General features: G+C 67.8%; 26 protein-coding genes and 1 pseudogene. 10 read left to right on the top strand and 17 right to left on the bottom strand.

All coding sequences use genetic code 11. From position 1 onward, the window contains the following. Positions 1-63 precede the first annotated feature (63 nt). Complete coding sequence (locus tag ACIQMR_RS36345) at positions 64-597, top strand: kinase (protein ID WP_401396953.1); 534 nt, start codon at positions 64-66, stop codon at positions 595-597. Between the two features lie 124 nt (positions 598-721). On the opposite strand, the gene ACIQMR_RS36340 is transcribed toward ACIQMR_RS36345, so the two are convergent. The 8 genes from ACIQMR_RS36340 to ACIQMR_RS36305 form a co-directional block, all read right to left on the bottom strand. Then, a complete protein-coding gene (locus ACIQMR_RS36340) occupies positions 722-1,486 on the bottom strand; it encodes a hypothetical protein (RefSeq protein ID WP_401396912.1) in 765 nt (254 codons plus the stop codon). A gap of 176 nt (positions 1,487-1,662) precedes the next feature. Further along, positions 1,663-2,142, bottom strand: a complete 480-nt coding sequence (locus ACIQMR_RS36335; protein WP_401396909.1) for a hypothetical protein — start codon at positions 2,140-2,142, stop codon at positions 1,663-1,665. Positions 2,143-3,041: 899 nt separating this feature from the next. After that, on the bottom strand, positions 3,042-3,767 hold the full coding sequence (locus tag ACIQMR_RS36330) for a hypothetical protein (protein ID WP_401396906.1): 726 nt from the start codon (positions 3,765-3,767) through the stop codon (positions 3,042-3,044). Between the two features lie 293 nt (positions 3,768-4,060). Continuing rightward, the gene (locus tag ACIQMR_RS36325; protein WP_401396903.1) at positions 4,061-4,969 is read right to left on the bottom strand and encodes a squalene/phytoene synthase family protein; all 909 of its coding nucleotides are present in this window, start codon (positions 4,967-4,969) and stop codon (positions 4,061-4,063) included. Positions 4,970-5,427: 458 nt separating this feature from the next. After that, positions 5,428-6,153 (bottom strand): hypothetical protein, encoded by a 726-nt coding sequence (locus ACIQMR_RS36320; RefSeq protein ID WP_401396900.1) that lies wholly within the window; start codon positions 6,151-6,153, stop codon positions 5,428-5,430. Between the two features lie 88 nt (positions 6,154-6,241). After that, positions 6,242-6,556, bottom strand: a complete 315-nt coding sequence (locus ACIQMR_RS36315; RefSeq protein WP_401396897.1) for a hypothetical protein — start codon at positions 6,554-6,556, stop codon at positions 6,242-6,244. Positions 6,557-6,814: 258 nt separating this feature from the next. Continuing rightward, positions 6,815-7,561: a flavin reductase family protein gene (locus ACIQMR_RS36310; RefSeq protein WP_401396894.1), complete on the bottom strand. Its 747-nt coding sequence runs from the start codon at positions 7,559-7,561 to the stop codon at positions 6,815-6,817. A 454-nt stretch (positions 7,562-8,015) separates the two neighbouring features. Beyond that, positions 8,016-8,600, bottom strand: a complete 585-nt coding sequence (locus ACIQMR_RS36305; protein WP_401396891.1) for a CGNR zinc finger domain-containing protein — start codon at positions 8,598-8,600, stop codon at positions 8,016-8,018. 63 nt (positions 8,601-8,663) lie between these two features. Between ACIQMR_RS36305 and ACIQMR_RS36300 the strand changes: the two genes are divergently transcribed. Continuing rightward, positions 8,664-9,872 (top strand): hypothetical protein, encoded by a 1,209-nt coding sequence (locus ACIQMR_RS36300; protein ID WP_401396888.1) that lies wholly within the window; start codon positions 8,664-8,666, stop codon positions 9,870-9,872. Between the two features lie 794 nt (positions 9,873-10,666). On the opposite strand, the gene ACIQMR_RS36295 is transcribed toward ACIQMR_RS36300, so the two are convergent. Then, positions 10,667-11,494: an SDR family oxidoreductase gene (locus tag ACIQMR_RS36295; protein ID WP_401396885.1), complete on the bottom strand. Its 828-nt coding sequence runs from the start codon at positions 11,492-11,494 to the stop codon at positions 10,667-10,669. Between the two features lie 374 nt (positions 11,495-11,868). Further along, on the bottom strand, positions 11,869-12,342 hold the full coding sequence (locus ACIQMR_RS36290) for a lamin tail domain-containing protein (RefSeq protein ID WP_401396882.1): 474 nt from the start codon (positions 12,340-12,342) through the stop codon (positions 11,869-11,871). 550 nt (positions 12,343-12,892) lie between these two features. Here ACIQMR_RS36290 and ACIQMR_RS36285 point away from each other — a divergent pair. The 3 genes from ACIQMR_RS36285 to ACIQMR_RS36275 all read left to right on the top strand — a co-directional run bounded on the left by ACIQMR_RS36285 (position 12,893) and on the right by ACIQMR_RS36275 (position 14,989). Continuing rightward, positions 12,893-13,372 carry a pyridoxamine 5'-phosphate oxidase family protein gene (locus tag ACIQMR_RS36285; RefSeq protein ID WP_401396879.1) on the top strand — a complete coding sequence of 160 codons (480 nt, stop codon included), beginning with the start codon at positions 12,893-12,895 and terminating at the stop codon, positions 13,370-13,372. Positions 13,373-13,618: 246 nt separating this feature from the next. Further along, positions 13,619-14,602: a hypothetical protein gene (locus ACIQMR_RS36280; RefSeq protein WP_401396876.1), complete on the top strand. Its 984-nt coding sequence runs from the start codon at positions 13,619-13,621 to the stop codon at positions 14,600-14,602. Between the two features lie 69 nt (positions 14,603-14,671). Next, positions 14,672-14,989, top strand: coding sequence for a hypothetical protein (locus ACIQMR_RS36275; protein WP_401396873.1), 318 nt, complete (start codon positions 14,672-14,674; stop codon positions 14,987-14,989). Between the two features lie 7 nt (positions 14,990-14,996). Here the strand turns inward: ACIQMR_RS36275 and ACIQMR_RS36270 are convergent. After that, positions 14,997-15,262, bottom strand: a pseudogene (locus tag ACIQMR_RS36270) (transposase); the annotation flags it as partial. 316 nt (positions 15,263-15,578) lie between these two features. On the opposite strand from ACIQMR_RS36270, the gene ACIQMR_RS36265 reads away from it, so the two are divergent. Then, positions 15,579-17,423: an AMP-binding protein gene (locus tag ACIQMR_RS36265; RefSeq protein WP_401396870.1), complete on the top strand. Its 1,845-nt coding sequence runs from the start codon at positions 15,579-15,581 to the stop codon at positions 17,421-17,423. A 227-nt stretch (positions 17,424-17,650) separates the two neighbouring features. Here ACIQMR_RS36265 and ACIQMR_RS36260 read toward each other — a convergent pair whose 3' ends face one another. Next, the gene (locus ACIQMR_RS36260) at positions 17,651-18,289 is read right to left on the bottom strand and encodes a hypothetical protein (RefSeq protein WP_401396867.1); all 639 of its coding nucleotides are present in this window, start codon (positions 18,287-18,289) and stop codon (positions 17,651-17,653) included. 567 nt (positions 18,290-18,856) lie between these two features. Between ACIQMR_RS36260 and ACIQMR_RS36255 the strand changes: the two genes are divergently transcribed. Further along, positions 18,857-20,107 carry a PP2C family protein-serine/threonine phosphatase gene (locus ACIQMR_RS36255; RefSeq protein WP_401396950.1) on the top strand — a complete coding sequence of 417 codons (1,251 nt, stop codon included), beginning with the start codon at positions 18,857-18,859 and terminating at the stop codon, positions 20,105-20,107. Between the two features lie 177 nt (positions 20,108-20,284). On the opposite strand, the gene ACIQMR_RS36250 is transcribed toward ACIQMR_RS36255, so the two are convergent. Further along, on the bottom strand, positions 20,285-21,541 hold the full coding sequence (locus tag ACIQMR_RS36250) for a Na/Pi symporter (RefSeq protein ID WP_401396865.1): 1,257 nt from the start codon (positions 21,539-21,541) through the stop codon (positions 20,285-20,287). Positions 21,542-21,896: 355 nt separating this feature from the next. Here ACIQMR_RS36250 and ACIQMR_RS36245 point away from each other — a divergent pair, with 355 nt between their 5' ends. Further along, positions 21,897-22,280 carry a hypothetical protein gene (locus ACIQMR_RS36245; protein ID WP_401396863.1) on the top strand — a complete coding sequence of 128 codons (384 nt, stop codon included), beginning with the start codon at positions 21,897-21,899 and terminating at the stop codon, positions 22,278-22,280. Positions 22,281-22,636: 356 nt separating this feature from the next. On the opposite strand, the gene ACIQMR_RS36240 is transcribed toward ACIQMR_RS36245, so the two are convergent. The 3 genes from ACIQMR_RS36240 to ACIQMR_RS36230 all read right to left on the bottom strand — a co-directional run bounded on the left by ACIQMR_RS36240 (position 22,637) and on the right by ACIQMR_RS36230 (position 24,567). Further along, positions 22,637-23,011: a hypothetical protein gene (locus ACIQMR_RS36240; RefSeq protein WP_401396861.1), complete on the bottom strand. Its 375-nt coding sequence runs from the start codon at positions 23,009-23,011 to the stop codon at positions 22,637-22,639. Between the two features lie 424 nt (positions 23,012-23,435). Next, positions 23,436-23,600 (bottom strand): PepSY domain-containing protein, encoded by a 165-nt coding sequence (locus tag ACIQMR_RS36235; RefSeq protein WP_401396859.1) that lies wholly within the window; start codon positions 23,598-23,600, stop codon positions 23,436-23,438. A gap of 376 nt (positions 23,601-23,976) precedes the next feature. Next, the gene (locus ACIQMR_RS36230) at positions 23,977-24,567 is read right to left on the bottom strand and encodes a transglycosylase SLT domain-containing protein (RefSeq protein WP_401396856.1); all 591 of its coding nucleotides are present in this window, start codon (positions 24,565-24,567) and stop codon (positions 23,977-23,979) included. A 620-nt stretch (positions 24,568-25,187) separates the two neighbouring features. Here ACIQMR_RS36230 and ACIQMR_RS36225 point away from each other — a divergent pair. Together ACIQMR_RS36225 and ACIQMR_RS36220 are read left to right on the top strand one after the other, a co-directional pair. Continuing rightward, on the top strand, positions 25,188-25,814 hold the full coding sequence (locus ACIQMR_RS36225; RefSeq protein WP_401396853.1) for an IS5 family transposase: 627 nt from the start codon (positions 25,188-25,190) through the stop codon (positions 25,812-25,814). Positions 25,815-25,840: 26 nt separating this feature from the next. Then, positions 25,841-26,176 (top strand): hypothetical protein, encoded by a 336-nt coding sequence (locus tag ACIQMR_RS36220; RefSeq protein WP_401396947.1) that lies wholly within the window; start codon positions 25,841-25,843, stop codon positions 26,174-26,176. An 8-nt stretch (positions 26,177-26,184) separates the two neighbouring features. Here the strand turns inward: ACIQMR_RS36220 and ACIQMR_RS36215 are convergent, their stop codons facing one another. Next, positions 26,185-26,403, bottom strand: a complete 219-nt coding sequence (locus ACIQMR_RS36215; protein ID WP_401396944.1) for a transposase — start codon at positions 26,401-26,403, stop codon at positions 26,185-26,187. Positions 26,404-26,549 lie beyond the last annotated feature (146 nt).

The following is a 26,549-nucleotide window of genomic DNA, read 5'->3' as shown; positions in this document are numbered from 1 at the left end:
ACGCCGCACGTCCGGGCGGTTTCCGCCCCACTGTCGGTGGTCGCCTGTAGCCTCGCCCGGATGATGGTGGGCACCGAAACAACCCGGCTCGTGATCCTGCGGGGCAACAGCGCCTCGGGCAAGTCGTCCGTCGCGGCCGGTGTCCGCGACCGCTTCGGCCGCGGCCTGGCCCTGGTGGGCCAGGACAACCTCCGCAGAGTCGTCCTGCGCGAACGCGACCGGCGGGGAGCGGCGAACATCGGCCTGATCGACACGGTCGCCCGCTACTCCCTGGACGCTGGCTACCACGTCGTCCTCGAAGGCATTCTCTACGCCGACCACTACGGCACCATGCTCACCCGCCTGCGCGCCGACCACCGCGGCTCGACCCACGGCTACTACCTCCACGTGCCGTTCGACGAAACACTCGCCCGCCATGCCACCAAGCCGATCGCCGACAAGGTCGGCGAGCGGGAGCTGCGCGAGTGGTACCGCGAACTCGACCTGCTCCCCGGCGGCACCGAGGCGGTCATCGACGCCGGAAGCACCCTCACCCGGACGATCGACCGCATCCTGCTCGACACCGGTCTGGCCGACCTTCCACCACTGGAGGACTGACAGTTCGTTCACTGGAGGACTGAGAGCGCGAGCCCCCGGGATCCGTTGTGGACTCCCGGGGCCCTCACGGCCGGTGTCGTGCCCGGTGCGTCAGCCCGCTTCACCTGGCGGCCGACGAGGGCGTCTACGGGAGCACGTCCCTGGCCACGGAGTCCTGCCGTGCCTGGCTCCTGGCCCAGTCCCTGGCCAGCGAGGGCTCCTTGTCGAGCAGGCGCTGCTGGATGCGGGCGAGTCGGTCGTAGGCGGTGGCGAGGTAGCCCGTACTGCGTTTGCACCGCACGTCGGCCTGCGCGGCTGCCGGGTCCGGCTGGGCGGAACTCTTCCGCAAGAGGTCGCGCGGATCGCGAAACGGAAAGCCCGCCCGTTGGACGCAGCGTCGCCACTGTTCGGTGGCACTGCGGAACGCGGGTTCTGCGTCGAGGAGTTGCAACGCGGCCGTCTCCGCCTCGTACAGCAGAATGGACAGCTGCATGCTGCGGATCCGCATCTCGCCCTGGAGTCGTCCGTCCGCCTCGGCCAGGCAGCCCGTCGCCGGCCGGTTCACCGTCAGCTTCGCCCCGCGTGCGGTGACACGGCGGTCCGGGTCGCCGAACAGAGCCCTCTCGAAGGCCTCTCCACGCGGTGTTTCCCTGGGCGCAGGCTCCGCCGGGCGCGGCTGGAGCTGGTCCGTCGTTTCAAAACCGAACGGGAAGGGCCAGGGACCCTCGCTTCGGGACGTGCTGGGTGGTGGCGTCGGCGGATAGGCAAAGCCGAGGCGGTCCATGCAAGTGCCGACGACTTGGTGATGCGCGCGCTGGATACGTTCCCCCGCGGCGGACCAGCGGTAGGTCATGCGGTAGATCGGCGGCAGCCGGTGCAGCTCGGCCGGCGACGCCTGGGTTCGGAGCACCGGCGCCTGGGTTCGCGCCGCCGACATCTGGGTTCGCCCCGGTGTCCCTGGCGGCCCGTCAGAGGCCGCCAGGGCACCCAGCGCGGTCACGAGCAGCAGGTACGCCACCATGACGTGACGGCGGGCATGGCCCGGCCGAAGGAGACGTGCTGCCCCGCCGCGCCGGATCCCGTGCATCAGAAGCATCCGCCGGGGATCCACCCGCTGTCCCGCAGCTCCAGCGAACTGGCCTCGTCCCGCTGCCCGATGCCGTCGCCGGCGACATTGTTCGTGGACAGCTGCTCGCGGCCGACCTGGCTGCCCGGCCTGACACAGAAGACCAGAGGTCCGGTGCGGCCGGTGTTGTAGTAGTAGAGGCTGTAGTACCCACCGGTGCTGGAGTTGCTGGCAGCCCAGACGTTGTTGTTGACGCCGGTGCCCCGGCCCGACGAGCCGCCCTGGTTGAACGCGTCGTTGGAGAAGTCCGGGTCACCGTTGAAGTAGCCGTGCTTGGCACTGCTGAAGTCGAAGTAGAACACGCAGTGGTAGCCGCCTTCGCAGTTGGTTCCGGCCGAGGCCGGCGCGGCGGCGATACCGGTGACGGTGGTGAGAGCGGCGGCGAGCCCGAGAGTGGCGGCGGCTCTGCCCCGGATCGGGACGCGCTTGCGTGGGTCCATGGTTCTCCTTTCGGCGCCCGTGGCATACGGGCGTATCGGGTGGAGCACGTGGGACTGCCTCGCCAGGACGTGAGGAACGGACATACGGCCGGGCTGGTCACGGCATGCCGACGAGCAGGGATGCCTTCCCTTGATCGCACGGGCCGCGCATCTGTTCGGCGGATTCGGTAGGGCCGTGGCGCTGTGCCAGGGCCACGGCGAGTCTAGGACCCGGTGTGCACGAGGCACCAGGTCTAGGCCAAGTCCGAACTGTCCTCGACGAATCCTGGGGGATCAGAGCGTTGTGCGAGAGTGCGCGGTGGTGCGGGGACAGCCTGCTGGGGTGGGTGAGACACGGTGACCGGGTGGTCGGCCTCGGGACCCCACGCCTGAACGTGCCACGCCGGCGAGGCGAGGACGTGCCGCCCTCAGCCGCCGCCCATGCCGTCTCGGAGACCGTACGGTGGACCGGCGACGACGGCCCGGAACGAACTGCGCACCCACTCCTGGTACTTGCGTCCAGCGGTGACCGACGAGCCCGTCTCACTGTCAACGCGGTGCCACCCGGAAGCCGAACGGCAGTCAGGCGGGGCGAGGCACGTCGGACGCGCAGCGGGGCCGGCAGGGCGGCGCAGCCCCGCGGTCACGCGAGGGCAGAGCCCCATCCTCCGGCAGACGCTCCCTCCGGACTCCTACGGCCCCGAGGCGCGGCGGGAGCACGTCATGCGGTGCCTGCGCACAGGAGGAAGCCTCTACGCAGCTCACACCACCGTCCTCTGCGGGCCAGGCTGGCCCGGGGAGGAGCTCACGAGGACGACGGCATCCCGGGCAGCCGGGCACGTCCGTCAGGACGTGCCCGCTTGACCGTTCCCCATGTGGAAGGCTCACACCGTCACGGGACCCGTCGGCGGCTGCGAGGTTCAGGCGGCGGGCGCCTGGTACAGGCCACGTCCGGCACGGTGGGCGCGGGAAGTGGCGACGAGGCGGTCGAGGGTGCTGCGGACGGCGTTGATGCTGCCGGTGCTCTCGTCACGGCCGAGGGCCTCGGCCACGTCCCTGGCGCGCAGAGGAACATCGGTTTGGCGGCTCAGGATCGCGATGACCTGCTCGGTGAGACCACCGGTGTCCTGAGCGGTGTCCGAGGCAGTGGTGCTGGGTGACTGCTTGGTCTTCTTCGCTGCCTTGACAGGGGTGGGCTTCGCGACCGGGCGGCGCTTGGCCGGCTTGTCCGTCGACTTGGCGGCGCTCTTCTTCGTGGTGCTGGTGCTGGTGCTGGTGCTGGTCTTGCGGGCCTTGCGCGCGGGTGCCGTCTCCTGCGGTGCCGGCGCAGGCTCGTCGGCCGCGGCGATGTCGCCCGTGGCCGGTTCGGGTGCCGGGCTTTCCTCGATGGCGGCAGGCTCGTTCGGGACCGCGGCCACTTCGGTGTCGGCACTGGCATCGGTCTCGGCGGCACGGGGGTGCGGGATCGCGGTGGCCGACAGGGCGCTCAGCGCCGTCAACGCTCCGCGGACCGATTCCAGACGTACCGACACGGCGGCAAGCTCCTCCTGGAGCGCCTGCTGGTGCTTCTCCAGCTGAGGAAGCTCCGCCTGGAGCATGGCAGTTGTCGTTTCAACACTGTTCACTGCGGTGGCTGCGGTTGTCATGATGTGCTCCTGAGACGTGAGGGTGAGCATCCGGGAAGTGCCCGCTGTTGTGACTGCAGCGTACGGCTGTTGCACAGCAAATGGCACATCGACTCGTCCGGCAGTGGGGATCTGAGGTGCCGGCAACCCGACGGCGTGAGGTGTTCTCCCTTGCACACGCGGGTCGTTGGGGATCCTTGAAAACCGGGTGTCGAATCAGAATCCCCAACGCCCAACGTACCTATGACCAGCAAGATGCCGACGTCACCGGGCTCACGGACACGTACCGGTACGGCGTGACGAAGCGCTCCACATCACCGTGCGCGACGGGCAGCAAGGTAGGCACGAGCGAGCACGCGAAGCGAAGCCGCGATCGGCTTGCTCGGGGACTTGCGAAGGAGTGATGCTCCTGTCTCCTCAACTTTCTGGAGTCGTATCTGCTGCAGGGACACGAGGGCGGTCATGAACTGCCTGCTGCGAGGGTCGACAAGGCCGGCAAGGCTCTGCGAGGCGACGAGCCCCGGCCGGATCAGCTCCACCTGATGACGAATCAGCTTCTGGAGGCCCTCTGAGCGCTCCCCCCGCTCCAGTTGAGCACGCGTGACGCCGAAGGCCGCGAGGCTCTCCTGGGAAAGGCCGAGGCGTCCGGTCCCGAGGTCGTCAGCGAGGTCCTCCAGAAAGTCGAGCCGCTGGCTGGACTCGATGAACGTTCGGCATCCCGTGCGATAGGCATCAGCCTGTGTCGAGGGCTCAAGCAGACAGGCGATGAGCATGAAGGCCGGGTGCGAGTACGCGTCGACGTACCCTCGGAAGTCGTCGTCCGTGTCGAAGCCTTCCCACTGCACTTCAGTGGGAGCTCCGTTGAGGAAGGCCTGTACGTGCCCCTCCAGCTGTGTGTGTCGGCCGGCGGTGTGGACCAGCGCTCGCAGCACCGACTGGTCTGTCGAGCCGCTGTCAAAGGCGTCCTTCACCTGAACCTGCCAGGACTCGAGTGCCTTCAGCCGCTCGTCGAGGGGTCCTTGATCGATGAGGTTGTCGCTGTGGTGCATGAATGCGGTGGCGGCGATGACGTCCGGTACGACGGCGGCGGGCAACAGCAACCGGACCGCCAGGTACTCGGCGCGAGCGAAGCGGGCGACCAGGCCTCGCTGCTCGGTGTAGTCCCTTCGCAGGAGCGCATCGGAGACGCCGGCTTTGTCGAGCGTGCGAGACCAGGTGGGCATGGTGGTGGCTCTGTTCCTTCGGTCGGACGACGGCAGTTGACTGGGTACTCAAGGGCGGAGTGTTGGATACGTCGCCTTCGGAGGATCAGGAGGAGGGAGCGTCCGGTTCGAGGACGACAAGCTCGTTGAGCATGCCGTTGAGGACGTGCGCGGCGAGCATGCCGGCGAAGCTCCTGCCCAGGACGAACGCCCGACGCACAGGCCCCCCCAACTCGTGTCGCTGACTCGGCGTTGAGCCGTTCCGAGACCGAAGATTCCCTGGCCATCGTAGCCGCGCAGTCATCGGTCGTGACTGGCGTCCAGTGGGCCAGGGCACCTTGCTGTTGGGCAGTGGCTTGCCCACCCGCCCAGAGCGCGTTGGAGCTGGAACGAGCACGCGGTCGGAAGGCGACGGCTGGGTGATGGCGGGGGAGCTGGGAGCCGGTCGCCTGGGGCGGGGCTTCGGGTGAGGTCTTCGGTCAGCTGAAGTGGACGTTGCTGAGGTCGATCGAGACCATGACCTGCTCCGCGATCGGGTGGCCCTCGGGGTCGCGGCGGTGAGCGCGACGTTTGGTGGGCAGCAGGATGCCGTTCGCTTCCACGTAGTCGTGGACGTACTGCGCGGCGGCGAATCCACCGGCGATGTCGACGTGGTAGTCGTGACGGCGCAGGAGCCGGTCGGGGCCGAAGTAGAAGTCCTGGTGGGTTGAATGGCTGGCGATGCGGGGTGGAAAGGTCGCGCGCAGGCCCCGCCAGGCTTCGTCGCCTTCCTGCCAGGGGTCGATCTCGGTGACGGTGAAGCCGGGCATGGCGAGCAGGAAGGGGGTGGTGAGGTAGGTCCATAGCGCGTAGCCGTTGAAGTAGGCGCGGTCCAGCGGGTCCCAGGGGCTCTCCAGGACGTGGCCGGCGAATGAGGCTCGCGGATCATTGCGTTCGGCCACCACGTGCCCGTCGAGCTTCTCGATGCTCACCCGTCGGGCCGTGAAGTCGGTCTTCTGGTCGGGGGCGCCGAAGGGCTTCACCGATGCGTGTTCCTCGTGCAGCCGTACGGTCATCTCACGTGGTGCGGGATCCTGCGGCAGGCCCTTGATGGCGAACAGGTCGCCTCCGCTGACGATGGTGGCCCGCACCTCGGTCAGTGCGTTCCAGCGCGTGATTCCGCCGTGGGCTTCGATGGCTTGGGCGAGCAGCTCGTTCATGTGCATCTCTTCCGTGCATCCTGTGGGTGAGGCTTGCCGGTCGGTCCCGCCGGTCGGCACGATTCCCGTTTCCCGTTGGTCGATCCGGTGCCGTTCAGCGCGCGCCGGTGTTCGGGGCGGGAGCTTCAGCGTCGGGCGACGCCCTTGAGCCGGGCCGTGGCCGCGGCGGCGTCTGCGGAGGGCGCCGGTTGGGTGACGTCCGTGTCCGGCCCCGGTCGACGATGCCACCGCCGAAGCTGAAGTCCGGGCTTCCGGCGCGTACGAGAACGGCCCGGGCTCTGCTGCGGCAGGTCGTCTCGAGGGCCAGGGCGAGTTCGGTGGCCATCTGTGCGTGGACGCGGTTCTGGGGCGGGTGGCTCAGGACAAGAGTGGCGATGCCGTCGTCGATGGAGCAGGTCAGGTGGGGCATGGTCGTTCCTACCAGACTTTGGGTCTCGGACTTCGCGTTTCGGTCTTCGGCCTGGCCGGGCAGGTGGGTGGCGACCGGTTCGGCCACCATCGCTCCCATGCTCTGACCGACGATCACGAAGGGCCTGCCGAGGGCGTCGACGGCTGCGCCCACCTCGTCGGTGCATCGTCGGCGAACCGGTGTCAGCTGAACGCCGGTCGGCGGCGGTCCGGCCCGCGCACGTCGGTCTTCCCGATGCGTTCTTTCCCACCGTGCGGCTCACGTGCCGGAGGAGGTGGACGCCGCACCCGAGCGGGATCGGTCCTTGCCGTCGAGCGGGGACCGGCCGCCTGGCTGTGCGTCCTGTGCGTCCTGTGCGTCCAGGCGCCGCGTCCGGTGACCGTGCCGGGCCTTCAGCAGTTCCTCATCCAGGGGTGTGGTGAAGACGTTGTCGACCACGGTGTACTCGCCGGCGAGCCGTGCGACTGCAGGTAGCGCGGCGGTGTCGATCCGCCCTCGCTCCAGATAGAGGTCGTCCCTGATGTGGAACCGGACCACCCTGCCCCACACCACATGATCGACACCGTCGTCCCCGACCGGAATGATGCGGTCGACGACGCATTCGAACGCGATCGGTGCCTCTTTGACCCGGGGCGCGCGCACCACCTCGGACGGTTCCTTCTCCAGCCCCAGCGCCTCGAACTCGTCCACGCCCGGGTCGAACTCGAACGCCGATGCGTGCATCGCGTCCGCCTGCGGCAGCGTCGCCAGGTTGGTGACGAACTCGCCCGTGTCGCGGATGTTGATGAAGGTGTCCTTCAGCGTGACTCCGTCCGACCGTGGCTGCAGGGTGATGGAGACCATGGGCGGTTTCCGCCCGACTGGAGTGAAGAAGGAGATGGGCGCGAGGTTTGCCACGCCCTCGGGCGAGACCGTGCTGACCCAGGCCACGGCGCGGGGAATGACACTGCCGATCAGCAGTTTGTATGCGGAAGCGGCGTCCAGCTCCGCGGCATCGATGATCATCGGGACCCTCCTCGATCGGGGCGCGGCACAGGGACGGCGCTGCGCGACGTACGGCCTTCCGCCGCTGCAGCGGCTCGTGCGGTGATGCCGCACCGGCGGAGCGGTGGAGGCGTATCAACAAGCCTGGCAACGACGTAACCGTAAGCTCTTTGCGTATGTCCAACAAGTAAGATGCTGGAAAGATGCCCACCAGGCCGGGATAAGAGGGAAAGGAAACGGTCAGTGACTGCGGCATCGCAGGAAGTGCCCACGAGGTGTCGCGACTGGTCCCTCTGTCGCGTACCGCCGGGGGATCACCCCGGCGCCACAGGGCGGGGCCACGGCGAGGCCGCGGCTGTCTCCGGGCGTTCGCCCCGCCTTCTCGAAGGGCTGCGGCGCTGCACGCAGCTGAGCTGCTCATCTCAGGCCGCATGGGCGGCCCCGCCTGCCGGTGACGGCGGCCCGGTGTCACGCCCTACGATTCGGCCTTGGCCCGCTGCCTCGCCCGGTACGCCCGCAGGTTCGCCGCGTTACCGCACAGCTTGACGTCGTGCCAGACTCCGCTGTTGTTGCGCGACCGGTCGAAGAACATCGTCCGGCAGCGGTCGTTGCGACACCTTTTCAGTCGCTGCCACGTGCCGGCCTGCTGGGCTTGGAAGACCTCGATCAGGGTCAGGGACGCCACTCGCCGCCAGCCGGTGCCGCGCGGCTCCAGGTGAACCTGCCCGTCCGCGCCGAGCTGCATGGCGACAGCCGCAGTGTGGAGCGGGGGAAGGGTGGCGTCGCCGTCCTGTCCGGCAGCCCGGCGCAGATCGTCGCGGAAACCGCGGAGCTCCTCCAGGCTGTGCGGGTCGAGTTCGACACCGCCCAGGGGGGTGTCCGTGACCCTGCTCCACTCCGCCAGTGCCTGGTCAAGCCACTCTTGGGCGTCGGCGAGGTGCTGGAGGAGATCCTTCGTGCGCGGCTTGCCGGCGGCGATGGTGTTCATGAGGTCCTGGGCGAAGGCAAGCCCACCCGGGGCCGGGTCCTTGTCGTAGCGAGCCGTGGCCGGCCAACTCATTCCGATCACTCCTCGTAGTCATGCCTCCAGCCTGGGAACATAAGTATACGACTTTTGCTTCTTATGGATATGGTGGTTGACCGTCGAACTACTCCGGCCTGCTTCCGCCACCGGATCGCCCGGCGTCGACGACGCAAACCCCCTCCTGCCACTCGTATCGCCCCCTGGACAAGAGCTCCGGAAAGGGGAGAAAAGGTCTTCATGCAACCGCTCGGCACACACCAGGAAACGGTGCACGGGTCCGTCGCACCACAGCGGACCGCCCACGCTCCGACGCGAGATCCTGCGGGAAGCGGCCCCACCGCCCACGGGAGAGGACCATCCGACTTTCGCGCGGAGAGGATCGGCCTGCTGTCGATCTCCCTCGGAACCGCCGGACTCGGCGGTGCATGGCAGTCCGCAACATTCGGCCTCGGCGCACCTCAATGGGTGAGCGATGCGCTGTTCGCCGTGAGCGGCCTCGTGTGGGCGGTCCTGCTGGTGCAGTACATACGCCACGGAGGCTGGCGATGGCGCAATGTCCTCGATGACCTCCACCACCCCGGCCAGGGTTTCACTCTCGCTTACATCCCCATCGTCGGAATGCTCGCGGCGGGGCACCTCTCCCGGTTCGGACTGGACGCCGCCCGATGGGGCTATGCCGCGTTCGCCGTGGCGGCCGCGGTCATCGCCGCACGCCTTCTGGCGCACTGGGTCACGGGCGGCCTCGCCGCGGCCCCTCTGCACCCCGGATATCTGCTGCCGGTGGTGTCCGCCCCGTTCATCTCCAGTGCCACCGCCTCCACACTCCGGCTCCCCGAGGTCGCCGCGGCGACCTTCGCCGTCGGAGGCCTGTACTGGCTCGCCTTCGGCACCGTCATCCTCGGCGGCCTGGTCGCCAACGGCGGCGGCATGCCCCGGCCCGCCCGCCCCACCCTCACCGTCCTGGTCATCCCACCGGCCACCGGCGGCCTGGCCTGGACGGCAGCCCACCAGGGCACCTTCGACGTCGTGGGCCAAGGCTTCGCCGGGCTGCTGCTCTTCACACTCCTGGTGGTCGCGTTCCTCCTTCCGGATCTGCGCCAGCAGTCGTTCCACTACGGGTACTGGGTGTTCTCGTTCCCGGTCGCGGCCGGCGCCAACTTCCTGATCCGCTGGCTCCACGGGACCGACGTGGCAGGCTGGAGGGCGCTGTCATGGCTTCTCCTGACCGCAGTGAGCATGGCGTTCACCGTCCTGTACGGAGCCACGCTCTGGCACGCGCGACGCCGCCGGACGATCGCGACCGCGTAGCCACCGACGAGGCGCGGCCGCCCAGGCTCGCGCACGGCCTACGGATCCCGGCGGGGCACAGCCTGCCGCTCCGGCGCGACCGTCGGCGCCGGTGAAAGCCCAGCGGCCGGTCGGGAGATGACGTTCCGTGCACACGGAGGTCCCGTACGAGAACCGGCCACCGCTCGGTGCTCTCGACCGAAGGGGCGGTGGAGAAGGTATGCGAGGCGCTGGGTCTGGCTGCCGATCCCAGTGTCCTCACCGCCGGCCGCCGCGACCGCATGGCCGCTTGCCTCGAGCACTGGAGCGCCAGTAGGTGACCGCCACCAATGCCGAGGGGAAGCCGCGGTTCCTGCGCGTGGTCTCTGAGCGGGCCCGGGTGAAGCTGAACGAATGACCGCCCGCAGGACGCGGCCTGCGAGCATCAGCCGAGGCCGCTCGCGCAGCTGCGGGCGTCGAAGGCGACCGTTCCTTCAGCCTCCGGCGCCGACCCGGTGGACTCGCTCCTCGGGCGGCGCGCCCACGCCACGGCGACCGCTGTACGTGCTGGAGGAGTGGATTGTGGAGGCCTCCCTCGCCTGGCGGTCTGCATGACGTCACCGAGCCTCGCATCGAGCGGGGAGAGCGGCCGGACTACCGCCTATGCACCGCGGGCTGAACTGTGCACCCGGGAAGGAACGGTGCTCTGCACGGACCGCATGACCAACACCACTGATGTGAAGCGCCGTCAGAACTCGGGCTCGGCACGACTTTGCGGTTCTGCATGGATGCTCGGCGCCTCGCACAACTCGACGCTCGGGGACCTGGCATTCTGTTCACGCTGCGGCTGCGAGGAAGTTGTGCACACCGCGGAGCACGGTGCGCAGTTTCCGCTGGGTTGCGCGGCTGTCGAGGCGGACGTCGAGGGCGCCGGGAAGCGTGCTGTCGCCCCGCAGGCCTGTGGGTAGCCGGGAGGCGTCGAGGCCGTCACGTCTGGCGATGAGGGTGCCGAGTTCGTGACGGCTCACCGCGTCTGCTCCTGAGAGGTGGTGAACCCCGCGCGCGTCGTGGGCTGCCAGCTCCAGGAGAGCTGCAGCCAGGTCGGTGACGTGCACCGGGCAGCGGATGTCGTCGGTGAACAGGACGCCGTCGAGGGTGCCGGCTGCCAGTTGGTGCACGGCACGCTCGTGGACGGACCGCCCACCGCCGACGATCAGCGAAGTGCGCGCGACGACGGCCCCGGGACACGTGAGCAGGACCCCGGTCTCCGCTGCGGCTTTCGCGGCTCCGTACGGGGTGACGGGGTCGGGGAGGCAGGACTCGTCGTAGTGGACACGGTCACCGGAGAACACGGCATCGCTGGAGACGTGGACCAAGCGGCTGCCGTACGAAGCCGCCGCCATCGCCAGACGGACGGGACCCTCGGCCGTGACCGCCCAGTCGGCCCTGCCGCTCGAGACGTTGACGACGATGCGTGGGTCAACCGCGGCCATGACCGCGTCGATGCGTCCGGCGTCCCGCACATCGAGGGGATGCCAAGCGACCCCAGCCGCTTTACCGGGCCTGGTCGCGAAGCTTGCTGCCGTCGGATGTCCGGCCACTGTTGCCTGCCGGATCAGCTCACCGCCCAGGAAGCCGCTACCACCGATGATCAGAACCGTCACGATGCAACACCGTAGACCGAACCGGTCGATGCGGACCCAGCACCACGGAAGTTGACCCATAACCGTGGCTCGTGAGCATTCATCACTCCAGTGGTCGCTCACTGCTGCCCGAACTCGTGGACACGCGCTGTTCGCTGAAGGTGAACGAAGCTGGCCTACGCTGTCCCGCCTCGGCGACACGCGCCGTCAGAGTGGATGCCGGACCCGCGCGTTCGGCTCCTCATCGGCGGGCACGGTACCGACGCCGTCCTCGCCGCAGTTGACCAGCTGTTGGGAGGGGCCGGTACCCATCGTGTTCGTGGCAGCAGTACGACGAAACGTGCCGGGGGCCCGGCCGCGTGGTGCGGCCGGGCCCCCGGGTGTGCAGTGCCGTGTCAGCGGCGGTGCCCGAGGCGGCCCCAGGACTTGGTGTCCAGGGTGCGGCCGCGGTCGTTGCGGAGGGTGGCGGTGTCGCGGTTGTCCCAGATGTAGTTGCGGCGGTCCTGGTAGGTGTCGGTGCGGGTGTCGCGGCCGACGCCGGTGTGGACGCGGACGCTGGAGCGTCCGTTCAGGCGGAGGTTGTCGAAGCGGTAACGGTTGCCGTCACGGTCGCTGAGGGTGTACCCGCGGAGGTTGACAGCCTGCCGGCCGGTGTTGCGTACCTCGACCCACTCGGCGTTGAGGCTGCGGTTGGAGCGGTCGTCCCGTCCGGGGCTGTCGTACTGGACCTTTCCGATGACGATCGTCGAACGGAAGGAGTGGTGCCGGTCGTGACCGGCGGCGTTGGCCGGCAGCGCGGCCGCCGCGAGGAGGGCGCCGGACGCGAGTGCGGTGGCGACGATGCGGCGAGTGATGCGAGAAGCAGACATGTGAAATGCCCCCTCAAGGACGTGCCGAACGAGGCCCATTGTGGGCGCTCGACGGGCGGTTCAGGTTCCCGGCGTGCTGCCGAGGGCCCCAACTGTGGCCTGGACGCGGCTCGCATCGGAGGGAAAACGGACACCATGACAAAATGCGGACATCTCTGTAACTCTCGCCTGTAACCGGCAACCACTGTGAAGCCACCGGACTGCACTTGGTTGAATGGCGCAACGATCTGACTGCAGATCAACAACAAGCGGTTTCCGGCGCCCCGTGCGCCCCCACCTGCACCTCCACGCGCCCAGCCAGTTCGTCCGGATCTCTGTAACAGCCGCGCAGCGTGGGGCTTCACACGAATGGCCCATACTCGTCCGCTACTCGTCCGCGCATGACGGCAGTGTCACAGGCCGTCCCGCAACCGCGTGACCGGGCCTCCTCCAGCCGGCCACACGGAATCTGGGTCGGCATCTCGAACCGACGGCCGAGGGTTCCTCGGTCAACGGGAGTAGGACCCGAGCCTCATGCGCGCTGTGAGCCGGCTGGCTAAGGTCGGCTCCCATGCAGACCGCGGGAGTCTCACGCCGCCAGGCGGCGGAGCGGAGACAGGACACGCTGGACCGGCTCGCTGCCGAGCGGGACGTTTGGGTGTCGACGGGGCATCCTGATCACGGACCGCACCAGGTACCGCTGTGGTTCTTGTGGGACGGGCGGGCGATGTGGATGTGCACCAGCGCCGCGTCGGTGACGGCGCGGAACGTCCGCGAGGAGCCGCGCGTGCGCCTGGCGCTGGCGGACACCTTCGATGTGGTGCTTCTCCAGGGTGAGGCTGAGTGCTTCCCGGACCATGAGGTCCCCGGAGACGCAGCGGAGGCGTTCGCCGCCAAGTTCGGGTGGGACCCGCGCACGGAGGAGGAACCCTTTCTGTATGTGCGCGTGGCGCCGAAGACGGTGCGCGCCTGGCGCGGCGAGCCGGAACTGCGCGGGAGGGTCATCATGCGCGACGGACGGTGGCAGGACCAGGTCGATTCTTCCGGATGACTTTGCTGACGGGATGAGGATGGCGGCGAGGTGATCTGGAGGAAGCACCTTGCGAGCCGTTCCGAATCCCGGTGGATTCTCCTCAGCGGGCGAGGCACAATCCCCGGGGAATCGGGGCGAGGGGGAGCTTGTTTGGACGTGTTCGCGTGTGCCGGGTGCGGTACGGAGCTGACGGCGCCACTGTCCCGGGTCGCCCTCCCTGTCCATGCCCACCACGGGAGGTGGGAGGAACTCCACCCTCCGCTGATGGAGCCCGCGACGTACGCAGTCGACCCCCAGCCCACCGGACCGCCCTGGCGACCGTGGAAGGAGGTCGGAGCGGACGCGGCTGCTCGGCAGGGCGTGTTCGCGCCGGTGTACTCCGTCTCCTTCGGCGCGCGGAACAGGATCGTCATCGCCCCCGGCGACTCCCGGTCCATGACCCTGATCCCCGACAAGTGCGAAGGCTACTGCCAGGGTGTGGATGGCCGAGCCGGTCCCAACTTGGCGTGTGTGGGGTGCGGGCGGGCCGTGGCAACCCGCATGGACGACTGCGGAACGTGGCAGACGGTGTGGCTTGAGCCCGACGCGGTCGTACGCCACCCCTCGGGACTCTCGGCCGGTCCGATTCCCGGCTGGGACGACCTGGCATGCGCTGAGCATCGCGTTCCGCCAGTCGAGTTCGACGGGTCGTGGAGCCGTCGCTGGGAGGCGGCGCTCGGAGTCTCCCTGACCCATGTTGTGGCGGTCACCGAGCACCGCCCGGTGAGCCTCCCGGCCGGCCCCGTCGCCGAGGTGCTCGGCGACGCAGTCGGCCGGTATCTCCCCGCCGGGCCCGGTGCCCGGTCCGTGGGGCTGGCGGGCCCGGGGATCCACCTGCCGCGGCCCCGCCCCGACATCCTTCTCGTCCCCCGCCACCCGCTCACGGGGGCGCCCTGGCGTCCGCCAGGCGATGAGGAGGCCGTGGTGCCGCTGGACAGCGGGGTCTGGGCGTACCTCGCCCACCCGGGCGAGACGTCGCCGATGCCCGCGACCGGAGCCCTCCCGGAGGGCGTCCTGCGTGACGACTACCCCCTGCCACCGCGCCCCTGGCGCCCACTGACGCCCCACCACCACGCCTTCGAGGACACCCTGGTCCGGCTGCCCGCCGTACGCACCCCTCGGCTGCGCAGGTGTCGAGACGCCTACCGCCAGGCCGTTTCGCCTGCATCAGCGGGCTGGCCAGACGAACAACTGATCGTTTCGGAATGACGCCCTTGTTCGGATGGATAGCGCTGCGATGATGCGATCTCGACCAGATGGCAGCGGACGGGACACCAGATGACACAGTGGCAGATCTTGCAGGGAGATGCCTTGGTCGGTGAGCTCAGTGAGTACGGCTGTGATCAGCCGTTCTTCCTGGCGCGTTTCACTCCGGGACCAGGCTGGGAGAGCGTGAGGGCGTTGTTCGAGGCATGGGCGACCTACGGCCCGGATCCGGATGGGACCAGGTTCGTCGCTCTGGTCAAACCGTTGCAGGACTTGGAGCTCACGCTGGCTCAGGTTGACGGCCGGCAGCCTCCGTTGCGGCTCTTCAAGGACTGCATGGTGCGTATCGACGGGTCTGAGGCCCGTCTCCGCTACTGGCACAGCGTTTGACCGTCCTCCGCAGCGGGCGCAGACATATCAGGATGCGGGCCAGTTCGAGCAGCCCGTGATGGAGGTCGGCGCGTCGTTCGTAGCGGGTTCGGAGGCGTTTGAATTGGTGCAGCCAGGCGAAGGTTCGCTCGACCGCCCAGCGCGCTTCGCCCAGTCCGGAGCCGTGGGCGACGCCGCGTCGCGGCGATGAGGGGCTTGATGCCGCGTTTCCACAGCAGGCGGCGGTGTGATCCCGCGGCGCTGGGTCGTCGAGCGTGGCCTTTCCCGAGGTCGCGGCGAGAGTGCCGATGGGTGCGTTGCCCTTCTGAGATCGAGACGGGGGAGCGTCCGGTGGAGAACGGTGCCGCGGCGCTGCCGTAAGGGTTTCGTCATGGTCCGGCCGGGTTCGCTTGTGATCAACTCTGACGAGACGAATCCGGGGCAGAGTCCCTTGTGATTCGGCGGAGTTGGTTGTTGTGACGGCCCGCGGCACAAAGACGTCTTACGCAGCGCACCTGACGGATCCAAGTCGCTCGCCGGTCTGCGGCGATCGTTGTCACACAACCGTGCGGGCCACCACCAGAATTGAAGCGACGGACGGGAGCAGTACATGAGTTTCGAAGACGTGCGCCAGGATTGGCTTGCGGACCCCGAGACGTTCTGGGCGCGCCAGGCGGGTCGGCTCGCCTGGGAGCGGGGTTGGGACAAGCCCCTTGATGACAGTGGCGCCCCTTTCTACCGCTGGTTCCCGGGCGGGATGATCAACGCGGCGGAGAACTGTCTGGATGTGCACCTTTCCGAGGGGCGGGGAGAGACGGCCGCCCTCATCTACGACTGCCCGCAGACGGGTGCCAAGGACATCTACACCTATCGGCGCCTGCACGACGAGGTCGTGGCGTTCGCCGGCGCACTGGAGGGCCTCGGCCTGGCCGTCGATGACACTGTCCTGATCTTCATGCCGGCTGCGCCGCAGACGGTCGTCGCCATGCTCGCCTGCGCTCGCTTGGGCCTGACGCACTCGGTGGTGGTCACCTCCATACCGGTCGCCGTGCTGCGCGATCGGATCGACGATGCCCGGCCGGCGGTCATCCTTACCGCGTCGGGAGGATTCGATGGTCTGAGCGTCATCGAATACCAGCCGCTGCTGGAGGCGGCTCTCGCGCGGGCGGACCATACGCCCGAGCACTGCGTGGTGCTTCAGCGCCCGGAGGCCGGGCACTGGGAGCCCAGGGAAGGACGAGACCTCGACTGGGCCGGACTGATCGCGGACGCGACCGGCAGGGGAGAGCCCGTCCATGTGCCCTCCTCCCACCCGCTCTACATGCTCTACACCTCGGGCTCGACCTCGCAGCCCAAGGCCGTCACCCGCGATACCGGCGGCTGTCTGACGGCGCTTCGCTGGGCCGTGGAGAACGTCTTCGGCGTCCGTGCGGGCGAGGTCTTCTGGACCGACTCCCATCCCGGCTGGGTGATGGGACACTCCTTCACCGTCTACGGTGCGCTGGTCAGCGGGGCCACCACGGTCATCTACGAGGGCTCGCCGGTTGATACCCCCGACCCGGGCGCGTTCCCGAGGATCATCTCCGAATACGGTGTGAGCGTCCTGTTCACGACCCCGATGACGTTGCGCCGGATCCGCCGTGCGTCCGGCGGGAGCAGGCCGTTCGCCGCGCACGGCTCCCCGCTGCGCGCGCTGTTTCTGGCCAGCGAGCGGGTCGAACCAGAGCTGATGAGATGGATCGGCGAGTTCTTCGACTGCCCGGTCGTCGACAACTGGTGGCAGACCGAGACTGGTTGGCCGATCGCCTCGAACTGCCTCGGCCTCGGTCTGCTCCCGGTCAAGCCCGGATCGGTAGCCAGGCCGCTGCCCGGTTACCACGTCGAGATCCTCAACGAGGAGGGCCACAGGCTGCCGCCGGGGGCGCAAGGGAACATCGCCGTCCGACTCCCACTGCCTCCGGGCTGCCTGACCACTCTGTGGAACGACGACGAGCGGTTCGCGAACACCTACCTCAAGAACTTCCCCGGCTACTACGACACGTCCGACGCGGGCCACTTCGACGAGGACGGCTACCTGTGGATCGCCGGGCGTACCGACGACATCATCAACGTCGGCGGCGACAGTCTCTCGGGTCTCGACGTCGAGCACGTCATCGACACCCACCTCGCCGTTGAGCGCAGCGCCGTCGTGGCCGCGCCCGACGACTTCTACACCCAGGTCCCCGTAGCGTTCGTCGTTCAACGCGAGGGTACGGCCCTCGATCCTGCCGAGCTCGCGCGTGAGCTGCGCGACCTCGTCGACGACAAGATCGGCGCGTGGGCCCGCCTGACGCGCCTGGTGATCGTCCGGGAACTCACCTACACCGCCTCCAAGAAGATCAAGCGATCCGACCTCCGCGACTGGTTGTCCACCGGTGGCGGCCTCGAGGTCATCGCCGATTGGCGTGAGCGCTGACTACCCTCCCGTCTGAGGACGCCCGAATGCCCCTCTCGAGCTGTGTCGACTCGGTCACCGATCGGGTGAGGCGACCGGGGCAGAACGGACGAGGCCCGTGGGGGTCGAGACAGATGTCTGGACACCGACCCGCGCACCCACGGACGAACCGCGCACCCACGGAGCCTCGTCGGGCGCCCGTCCGCCACGCCTGAGGTGGTGCGGGAACACCGCTCAAACGCTGTTGATCAGCCGGTGAGCGGATCATCGGTGGCGATCCGGCCGGCGAACCACCGCGCAGACCGAGGCTGAACTCGCCCACCACGACGCCCACCACGACGCCCACCACGACGCCCACCACGGCGCCCGCAACGAGCCGATCGATCGCTGCGGACATCGCCAGGCGCTGCCCGTGCAGCCTGGCGCTGACCAAGCGTGTCGAACACCTCCAGCAGCTCACCCAGGCCCTTCGGCAACATGAGATCGCCCAGCTCGTCCTGCATGGCGGCATGCCGCCGGCCGAGCGAGCCCGAGTCCATGCCGCCCTGGCCGAGGAACTCGACGAGCCGCTGGTGCTGCTGACGATCGACAAACTCGCGGGCGAAGGCTTCGACGCACCCCGACTCGACGCTCTCTTCCTCAGCACCTCCATCTCGTTCAAGGGACGGGTGATCCAGCAGGTCGGCCGGCTCACGCCTAACACCGAACAGCGCAGGTCCCACGTCGAGGCCCACGACTACCTTGACGCCGACGTCCTCCTGCTGAAGCGCATGCACCACAAGCGCCGACGCGTCCTTGCCCGGCGCGGAGTCCAGGGGCGTGACGATGACGTCTTCGACCTGGTCGAGCAGGGTCGAGAGCGGCCTGCTGGTGCGGGCTCGCACCATGAGCGTGCCCAGCTTGCCTGTAATGGGCAGGGTGCAGCAGAGCCAGTAGGTCGGCAGGTACGGGAGCTACGGCTCCGGCGACGAGTTCGGGGGAGCGGCCTCGTATGACGGTGTGAAACATGCCGCTTGCGGCGTAATGGGCTGGTTGGGCTGTTCGGCCGCGCCACTCTGTGCGAGTTGTTCACGGTCGGGTCAGAAGCCTGCGGGTGCACAGATCGCGTGAGTGTGTGTCTGGACGAGTTCGGCCACCTGAAACTCGACAGGAAGGGCGCCATCTGTGTTCCAGATCTTCACCGAGCGGGAGGAACGCAAGGCTGCCGCCGAGGCCTCGTACCCCCCGTTCAGGGAGTGGCACAAGACTCTCACCGCCCCTCGGCTCTGCGCGGCGACTGCCGACCGGCCCACCTTCACAGCGGCCCGGATCGTGGTCGGCACCGGCCCCTACCATCGGAATGCCACCGAATACGAACACCCCACCACCCGGCGCTCGTGATGGCGGGAGCGGAGGAGCAACCCGGACAGCCGAACATTGACCTGCAGCTGCGGCTGGATCGCCAGGTGGATCAGATCGCCGCACAGCTACGGGAGTTGGCTACCGCCAAGGACCGGTTGCAGGGCCTGCTTGACGCGGTTCTGGCTATTAGCCGGGAGACGGAACTCCCTGCTGTGCTGCACCGCATCGTCACCACCGCCATGGACCTTGTCGGCGCCCGTTACGGAGCGCTGGGGGTGCTGGACGAGTCCGGTGAGCAGTTGGGGCAGTTCATCACGGCGGGCTTGTCGGAGTCCGAGCGTGCCGGCCTGGCAGGGATCGAGTTCCCTCGTGGCCGCGGCGTACTCGGACACCTCATCCGCCACCCCGAACCCCTGCGCATCGACGAGATCGCTTCCCACCCCGCTTCCGCCGGATTCCCACCCGGCCACCCCCACATGCGCACCCTGCTGGGCGTCGCCGTCGGTGTCCGCAGCACCATCTACGGCGACCTCTACCTGTCCGAACGCCGTGACGGACGGCCCTTCGACCACGACGACCAAGACATCGTCGACGCCCTGGCCGGAGCCGCCGGCATCGCGATCGAGAACGTGCGCCTGTTCGAGCAGGTCCGCGACAGCGCCGAAAACTTCCAACGGCTGCTCCTGCCCACACTGCCCGACCTGCACCCCTTCACCGCTGCGGCCATCTACCGCCCAGCACCTACGCCCGGTCATCTCGGCGGAGACTGGTACGACGCACTCTTGCTGCCCGACAACGCCTGCGCGGCCGTCATCGGCGACGTCGTCGGCCACGACCTGCACGCAGCAGCCGCCATGGCCCAGACCCGCAGCATGCTGCGCGCCCTGCTGTTCGACCGCCTCACACCGCCCAGCAGCGTCCTCAACCAGCTCGACCGCACCCTGCACGCCATCACCGACCTGCCCGTCGCCACCGCCTGCCTGGCCCGCATCGAACCGGCAGATGACGGCTGGAGGCTGCACTGGAGCACAGCCGGCCACCTCCCCCCGCTCCAGATCACCCCCGACCGGCGCACGGAGTACCTCCACGCCGAACCCGGACTGCCCCTCGCGGTCAGCCCCGGCCTGCACCGTCCCGACCACACCCACCCCCTGTCCGCCGGGACCACGGTGCTCTTCTTCACCGACGGGCTCGTCGAACACCCCGACCACCCCATCGACCACGGCCTGGCCCGACTGGCCGAACTCGCCGCCGGCCACATCCACCTGCCCTTGGACGACTGCGTGCACCACCTCGCCAACCACCACCCCAGCGACGGCCACGACGACATGGCCATCCTCGCCCTCCGCACCCCGCACAACTAGGCCTTGGGTGCGCGAGTACGCGCCTCGTCCCTTCCGCAGCCGGTGAGGCGCTGCGCGCACCGGCTGAAGGGGGCAAGGCCTGCCGTTCTGCCGGCCGGACTCGGAGCCGGGGATCCTGGAACAGGCGTGAACGGGTCAGGCGTCGAAACGCCCTCTGGGGCGACCGATCCCTAGTGCTCAGAGCACGCCCACCAGCACGATGACCATGGCGGGCAGCGCGATGAAGACGGTGCCGAGGTAGACGGCGAGGACCCACCGGTGCGCGGAGGCAATGCGGGCGAGGGTCTCGGCGCAGAACAGCGGCACGGGGCGCAGGAGCGGGATCACGTAGATCACGATGATCGCGAAGAGGTTGTAGACCAGATGCACAAAGGCTGCCTGCAGGCCGATCCTCGCGTCGTGCCCGACGCCTGCGAACGCCGCGAAGACCACCGTAAACGTCGTGCCGAGGTTGGAACCGACGACGACGGGATACACCTGCGCCGGTGTCAGGATGCCTGTTCCGGCGAACGGGACCAGCACGGACGTGGTGATGGTCGAGGACTGGGTGACGACTGTTACTCCCATGCCTGACGCCATGGCGAGGTAGGGGTTGCGGCCGACGGCTTTGATCAGAATGTCGCGGGCCTTGCCGACCATAAGCAGCTTGAGCAGCTTTCCCAGGTAGCGGACGGCGACCAGGATCAGAGCGGCGCCGATCACGATGGTGAACAGTGGACCGAGTGTGCTGCTGACGTGCGAGGTCGCGTGGATCACCCCGTGTTCCACCGGCCTGGTGGCCGCCCGGATGACGTTGAAGTGGGCCGGGTTGGGCAGCCAGTCCGTACCGTACAGCGCCTTGGTCAACGTCCCGCTGATGTATTGCAGCGGATGCCAGATCAGCTCAATCGGAAAGAAGATCAGCAGCGCCAGCCAGTTGTAGAAGTCATGGACGGTCGAGGCACCCAGCGCCCTGCGGAACTTCGCGCGGTCGCCGATGAAGGTCAGTGCGACCAGGCTGGTCGTCACGGTGGTGCCGACGTTCGCGCCCAGAATGATGGGGATCGCGCCCTGGAGGGGCAACGCGCCCGACCCTACGGCGGTGACAGCGATGGCTGTCGTCGTGGTCGAGGACTGGATCAGGACAGTACCGAGGATGCCGACGCTCAGCCCGACCCACGGCTGCGCGGCGAAGGCGAACATGGTGTGCGCCGCGTCGCTGCCCAGCCCTGCGAAGCCGCGACTGATGATGCTCACGGCACAGATCAGCAGGTAGATCAGCCCAGCGACACCGCACCAACCGAGGGCTTTGGTCCATGTGGGGAGCTGGACGGCTTCGGCGCCGTTCTCGGGCGTGGGCGGCGTGAGCGCCGAGTCTCCGGATGAGGTTCGCCCGGAGACGGCACCCTTCTTGTTGCCGTTGTCCGGCCCGCTGCCGGATGTGGCTTCCGCCATGAACCAAGGCTATGAGCTCCTGACGAGGGGAGCGCGTGGCTGAGCCCCATACGTGTACAACGGACACCTGGTGCCGTGAGTCCGCCGACACCGCCCAAGCGAGGTCCCCGTCGGCGTCGGCCTGCCCGTGACCGCCGCCGAACCGGGCGGGGGAGCCGGCGGCGTGCTTGTCCGCGAAGGCCTTGGCGGCCTCGTTGAACCGGGGCGTGGGCGAGGTCGGCGGTCAGCAGCTGGGCGGCGTACTGCTTCGGCTCGGGCCTGGCCGCCGGCAGCGAAGCGGGGCAGCTGTTCGCCGGCCAGGTCGTTGTCGAGGCCGACGATCATCTGAAGCACACATCGGTCGTACACTCCCGCCATGACACACTCCTGGTATGTGCTGCTGGAAGAGCACACCGTTGAATCGCAGCGCGTCGAGACCCACGCTTTCGAGCTGCACCAGTGGAGGCTGACCTCCAGTCGGCATGTCGAAGGAGACAGGCAAGAAGCCGAGCAGGCGGCCGAGGACCTGGCCTTCCACTACATACCGTCAAGGATGCAAAGACCCAGCCGCCCCGAGGACCGTCCTGCCCGAGCCGTCTTCCGGTCCAGTGACGGTGCTTACCTGGTCACCCTTGATGACGGCCGCTACGAAGGGGAACACCGCCTCCGTATCACCGTGGCCGAGCTCGTCCACACAGAGGAACGGGTCGTAGGGCCACGAGAGAGCGTCGGAAAGACGATCCGCAGACTCTTCAGCTGACACAAACGCAACCCCGATCCAACAGCTGGCCCAGACCCGCGATCGATTGACGCCCGCCCTTGGAACGGCACCTGGGGTCGGTGGTGTCAATGGGAGTTGGCATGCATGGGGAGTGGTTCCCTTGGTCCCTTGTACCGCTGTGGATTGCGGATTGCGGCCCGTCGCTCCGGTACCGGTGGCTTCGTAGGTGACAACGAGGTTCTGGCACAGACCTTGGGGAGCGGTCGCGGAGGTGGCTGCGTTGTTCGAGTGAACGGGGCACGAGCCCGAGGTCTGTCAGCGTTCACACGGGGGCAGCGGGCTCCGTCCTCACCGTCGGCGAGAGGGCGCTGGGCTCTGGAGAGCTCGTTGACCACCTAGCGGGTCAGCGTCTCGAAGCCGGCATCGGCGCAGTACTTCACGACAAGCCCCTCTGCCTCGGGCTCAGCGGCGTTCATCGCTGCCGCTGTCGCCTCCCCCAGGGTGCGGCCCGCGCCGACTGTCTCATCCCGGAGTGGTTGCATCGCGACAAGCGCGTCCTGGGCGGTGCCTCCTACCTCGTCGTACGCAGCTGACGAATCGAGTGTGTCCGAGCTCGCCGCATTGCGGGCCTTCTGCCATGTCCCAAGCTGCATGCAGTAGTTCTTCCGCTGCTCACTCAGCCGCTGCTCATCCGTATCCGCGGACGAGGAGCACCCTGCCACCGTTACCAAGACGAGGGCCGGGAGTACTGCCTTGAGTATGCGCACCACGTTGCCCCCTGGCTGGAACGTTGTCCGTTCGACGCTGTCACCTGCAATTCCCGCGGCAGGATACCCCCGTGGGCCCTCGACCGCCGCAGTGATCACTGAGCCGAGGCGCAGTCCGCGGTGGTCAGCGACCTCAACGACTACGACAACACCTTGGCGACGGTCCAGTCCGCCGAGCTCCCGCGCTTTCACCTGCGGCGAGGGCGTGTCGGGCTCGCCGGAGACCGCTGGCTGTTGGAGAAGGACGGAAACCGCGATGTGGTGATGGGAGGTGCCGGTAGGAGGAACAGGATGGCCTGCCCGCTCTGCTCCGTGTCTTGGCGGTGCGGAGCGGGCAGGCGGGGCTCGGCTGCCACGTGGGTAGCGGAGGTGATCTGCCAGCGGGGCCGGTGGCTGTGGGGTGCAAGGTTTGTTCGACCGATTTGGCTCAGTCGTGGTCGTGGTCGGCCTGGGCGCGTGCTGGCTGCGCGGTCGCGTGCTTGTCGGCGTTGAAGGCGAGGTCGTGCACACGGCCTTTGGTGTCGCGGATCTCGATGTCCCAGTGGCGTCGGTTGTCCTCGTCGAAGTCGATCGAGAGGACTGTGCCGGGCACGATGGTCCTGGCGGCTTCGGCCGCCTGGAGACCATGCCTGGCACCGGGTCGAGGATGGGAGCGAAGCACGGGAGCTGGGCGCCCAGTTGATCGGACTGAGAGAACGCGTTCCTGGCAAGCACGGAGCGCGGGCAGACGTCGTGCGACGCCTTGTTCATCTCTCCGCGGCAGAAGACACGTATTGATTATTGCCGAACAGATTGCAGACAGCCGACTCCGAGAGCCCGAACCAACTCCCGCGGAACTTTGAGTCGAATGGGAACCAATGAAGCCCCTGACGTCGATGTGATGAGAAGAATCACACTCTAACGAAGGGGGCTTCGTTTGGGTCACGACTCGCGTAAGGATTCCCCTGTAGGAGCGGGAGGGAACGGGCTCAGTAGGCGGAGTTAACGTTATCGATGGAGCCGTAACGGTGTGCCGCGTAATTGCACGCTGCAGTGATATTCGCGACCGGATTATAGATGTTCCACGAGGTTCCCTTGACGTGATACTCTCGGAACGTGGGATCGATCACCTGCAGCAATCCCTTGGAGGGAATCCCTGCTGCGGCATTAGAGTCCCACTTGTTGATTGCATTAGGGTTGCCGCTCGACTCTCGCATCAAATTCCGATGAATGCCGGAGTATGTTCCGGGGATTCCATGTGAGTGCATAACGGTGAGGGAGTGCCGAATCCATCCGTCAACGTTATTCGGATAGGTTGCCTTCTTGTGGGCGTGTGACCGACGCGACACCTTCTTTGAAGACTTATGGTAGGCCGCCAGTACCGGATGCACGTCTTGCCCAGGGCCAGCTTCGACTGCACCAGCGGAAGCGTCGCTCTTTGTGTTCAAGTAAGGATTGGTCTTCGCGACGATGTGGGAGGCTGTGCTGGGTGCGCGGGCTGCCTGCACCTTGCCGAACGCCGACGAGGTTCCGGCTGCTATTGCGCCTACGGCGACGAGGCCTACAACGACAGCGGTCATATATTTCCTGTGTCGGCCACGCACTGCGTTCACTCGAGGCCGCGAGTGCCGGGTGTCGGCATCCGAAAGCGGAGCATGGCGCACCTGGCCATTGGTGTGTGAGTTAACTGGCGCCGTTCCATGCGATGTGGTCTGACGCGGCGCGGGATGTTCCGACATGGTATGGGCTCGTTCCTTGGTTGGTGTTGCGCTTTGCACTTTCACCGTCCCGTGTTTGCGCGTCGGGGTGGGTCATCCATCCAGAGGATCCGGTGGGGGCGTGTGGGTCCCCTGCCCGGACGACCCTGTCTGGCTGCATGTAGGAGTCAGCGAGGGGACATAGGTTCGTGTGCCATGGGGCAGCGGTCTGGGATCTCGAAGCCCGACAGATGTGGAACAGGGGCGCCCCAGGTCGACTGGTGCTTGAGGTCCACGCGAATCCATCAGAGTCGCCATCCGACTCCCCGGCGGCCTACTCACTCAGATCCACCTGCCGCTAGAACGGGTGCTGGTGCTGCGGTTGCAACACTCGGCCGATCTCGCCGTGCTGGAATGGTTCGGGTCACCAGCCCAGATCCGCAAAGCTGGCAGGCACCGGCTGGTCACGCTGTTACGGCCAAAGACATCGAGGATTGCCGAGCGTGCTGTGGTCCGCAGCCGGGCTGATCACTTGGGAGGTCAACATCGACTCCGCAATCTGCCGGGCCCACCAGTACGCGGCCGGTGCCCGCCGCGACGGCAACAGGCAGAAGGAGCCGCCTGGCGGGCTCACCACCGAGCCGGACGACCACGGGCTGGGCAGGTCGCGCGGCGGGTTCACCACGAAGATCCATCTGGCGTGCGAGCAGGGCCAGAAGCCGCTGTCGCTGCTGGTGACCGCCGGGCAGCGGGGTGGCAGCCCGCAGTTCGAGCCGGTCCTGAACGCGATCCGGGTGCCCGGGGCCGGTCAGGGCCGGCCACGGAGCCGCCCGCTGCGAGTGCGGGGCGACAAGGCGTACTCCTCCCGCGCGAACCGTGCCTACCTGCGCAGACGCGGGATCAGGTGCACGATCCCGGAACCGGCCGACCAGGTCCGCAACCGCAAGCGCCGAGGTGCTGCCGGTGGTCGGCCGCCCGCCTTCGACTCTCAGGACTACAAGGCCCGGCACGCGGTCGAGTGCGGGATCAGCCGCGTCAAGCAGCACCGGGCGGTCGCCACCCGCTATGACAAGCTCGCGGTTCGGTTCGAGGCAGCCGTCCACGTCGCTTCGATTCATCAGTGGCTGTGACCACTCGCCGCCACGCGGGTCGTGCGATGCTGGCCACCGATTCGACCAGCACATGGGGAGGGTTCGTGGCCGCCGACTACTACTGCGCGGACAGCGAGAACGGCGACCATGTCGACGACCCGTCCGAGAACGCCCTGTTCATGCTGATCAGCGACTTGAACGGCGCGGACAACACCTTCGTCGTCGTCCAGCCCGACGAGGACGATCCGGCTTGGTTCGCCTCCGTCGCGGTGTTTGACGAGGGCGGCTACGAGATCGTCCGGCGCGACACCAGTCAGCGCGAGCACGACGTCACCATCGAGACCAGCATCAACCAGATCGCGGGCGACCTCACCAAGTGGCTGGCCGCCCGCGCTACCTGAAACATGGCCTAGGCGAACCTGCGATAGACCGTGGGCCAGGCCGGGCCGAACACCGGCGGCAGTTGCCGCCACGTGCAATCCGACGTCGCCACGAAGATCATCGCAGCCAGAGCCTCACGGTCTCCCGCCCGACGTCGGCCACCGCCCTGCGGAGGCATCACCACCGTCGGCGGCACCACCCGTCTGAACAACACCCACAACTCGTCCGGCACCAACCGCTCAACCATATCCGCCATACACGGATCAACGAACGATCACTCCATAAGAAATGATGTCTTAGACCGTGTCCTATGTGGTGATCGGTCGTTGGGCTCATCATGGGTCGGGGTACATGGAGTTGGATTGTTCCGGACGGGCTGTGGAAGATCGCGGA

The sequence above is a fragment of the Streptomyces sp. NPDC091376 genome (assembly GCF_044757085.1).
Taxonomy (GTDB): domain Bacteria; phylum Actinomycetota; class Actinomycetes; order Streptomycetales; family Streptomycetaceae; genus Streptomyces; species Streptomyces pratisoli.
The sequence above is the reverse complement of the archived record's forward strand: the minus strand, read 5'-3'. Positions and strand labels throughout refer to the sequence as shown.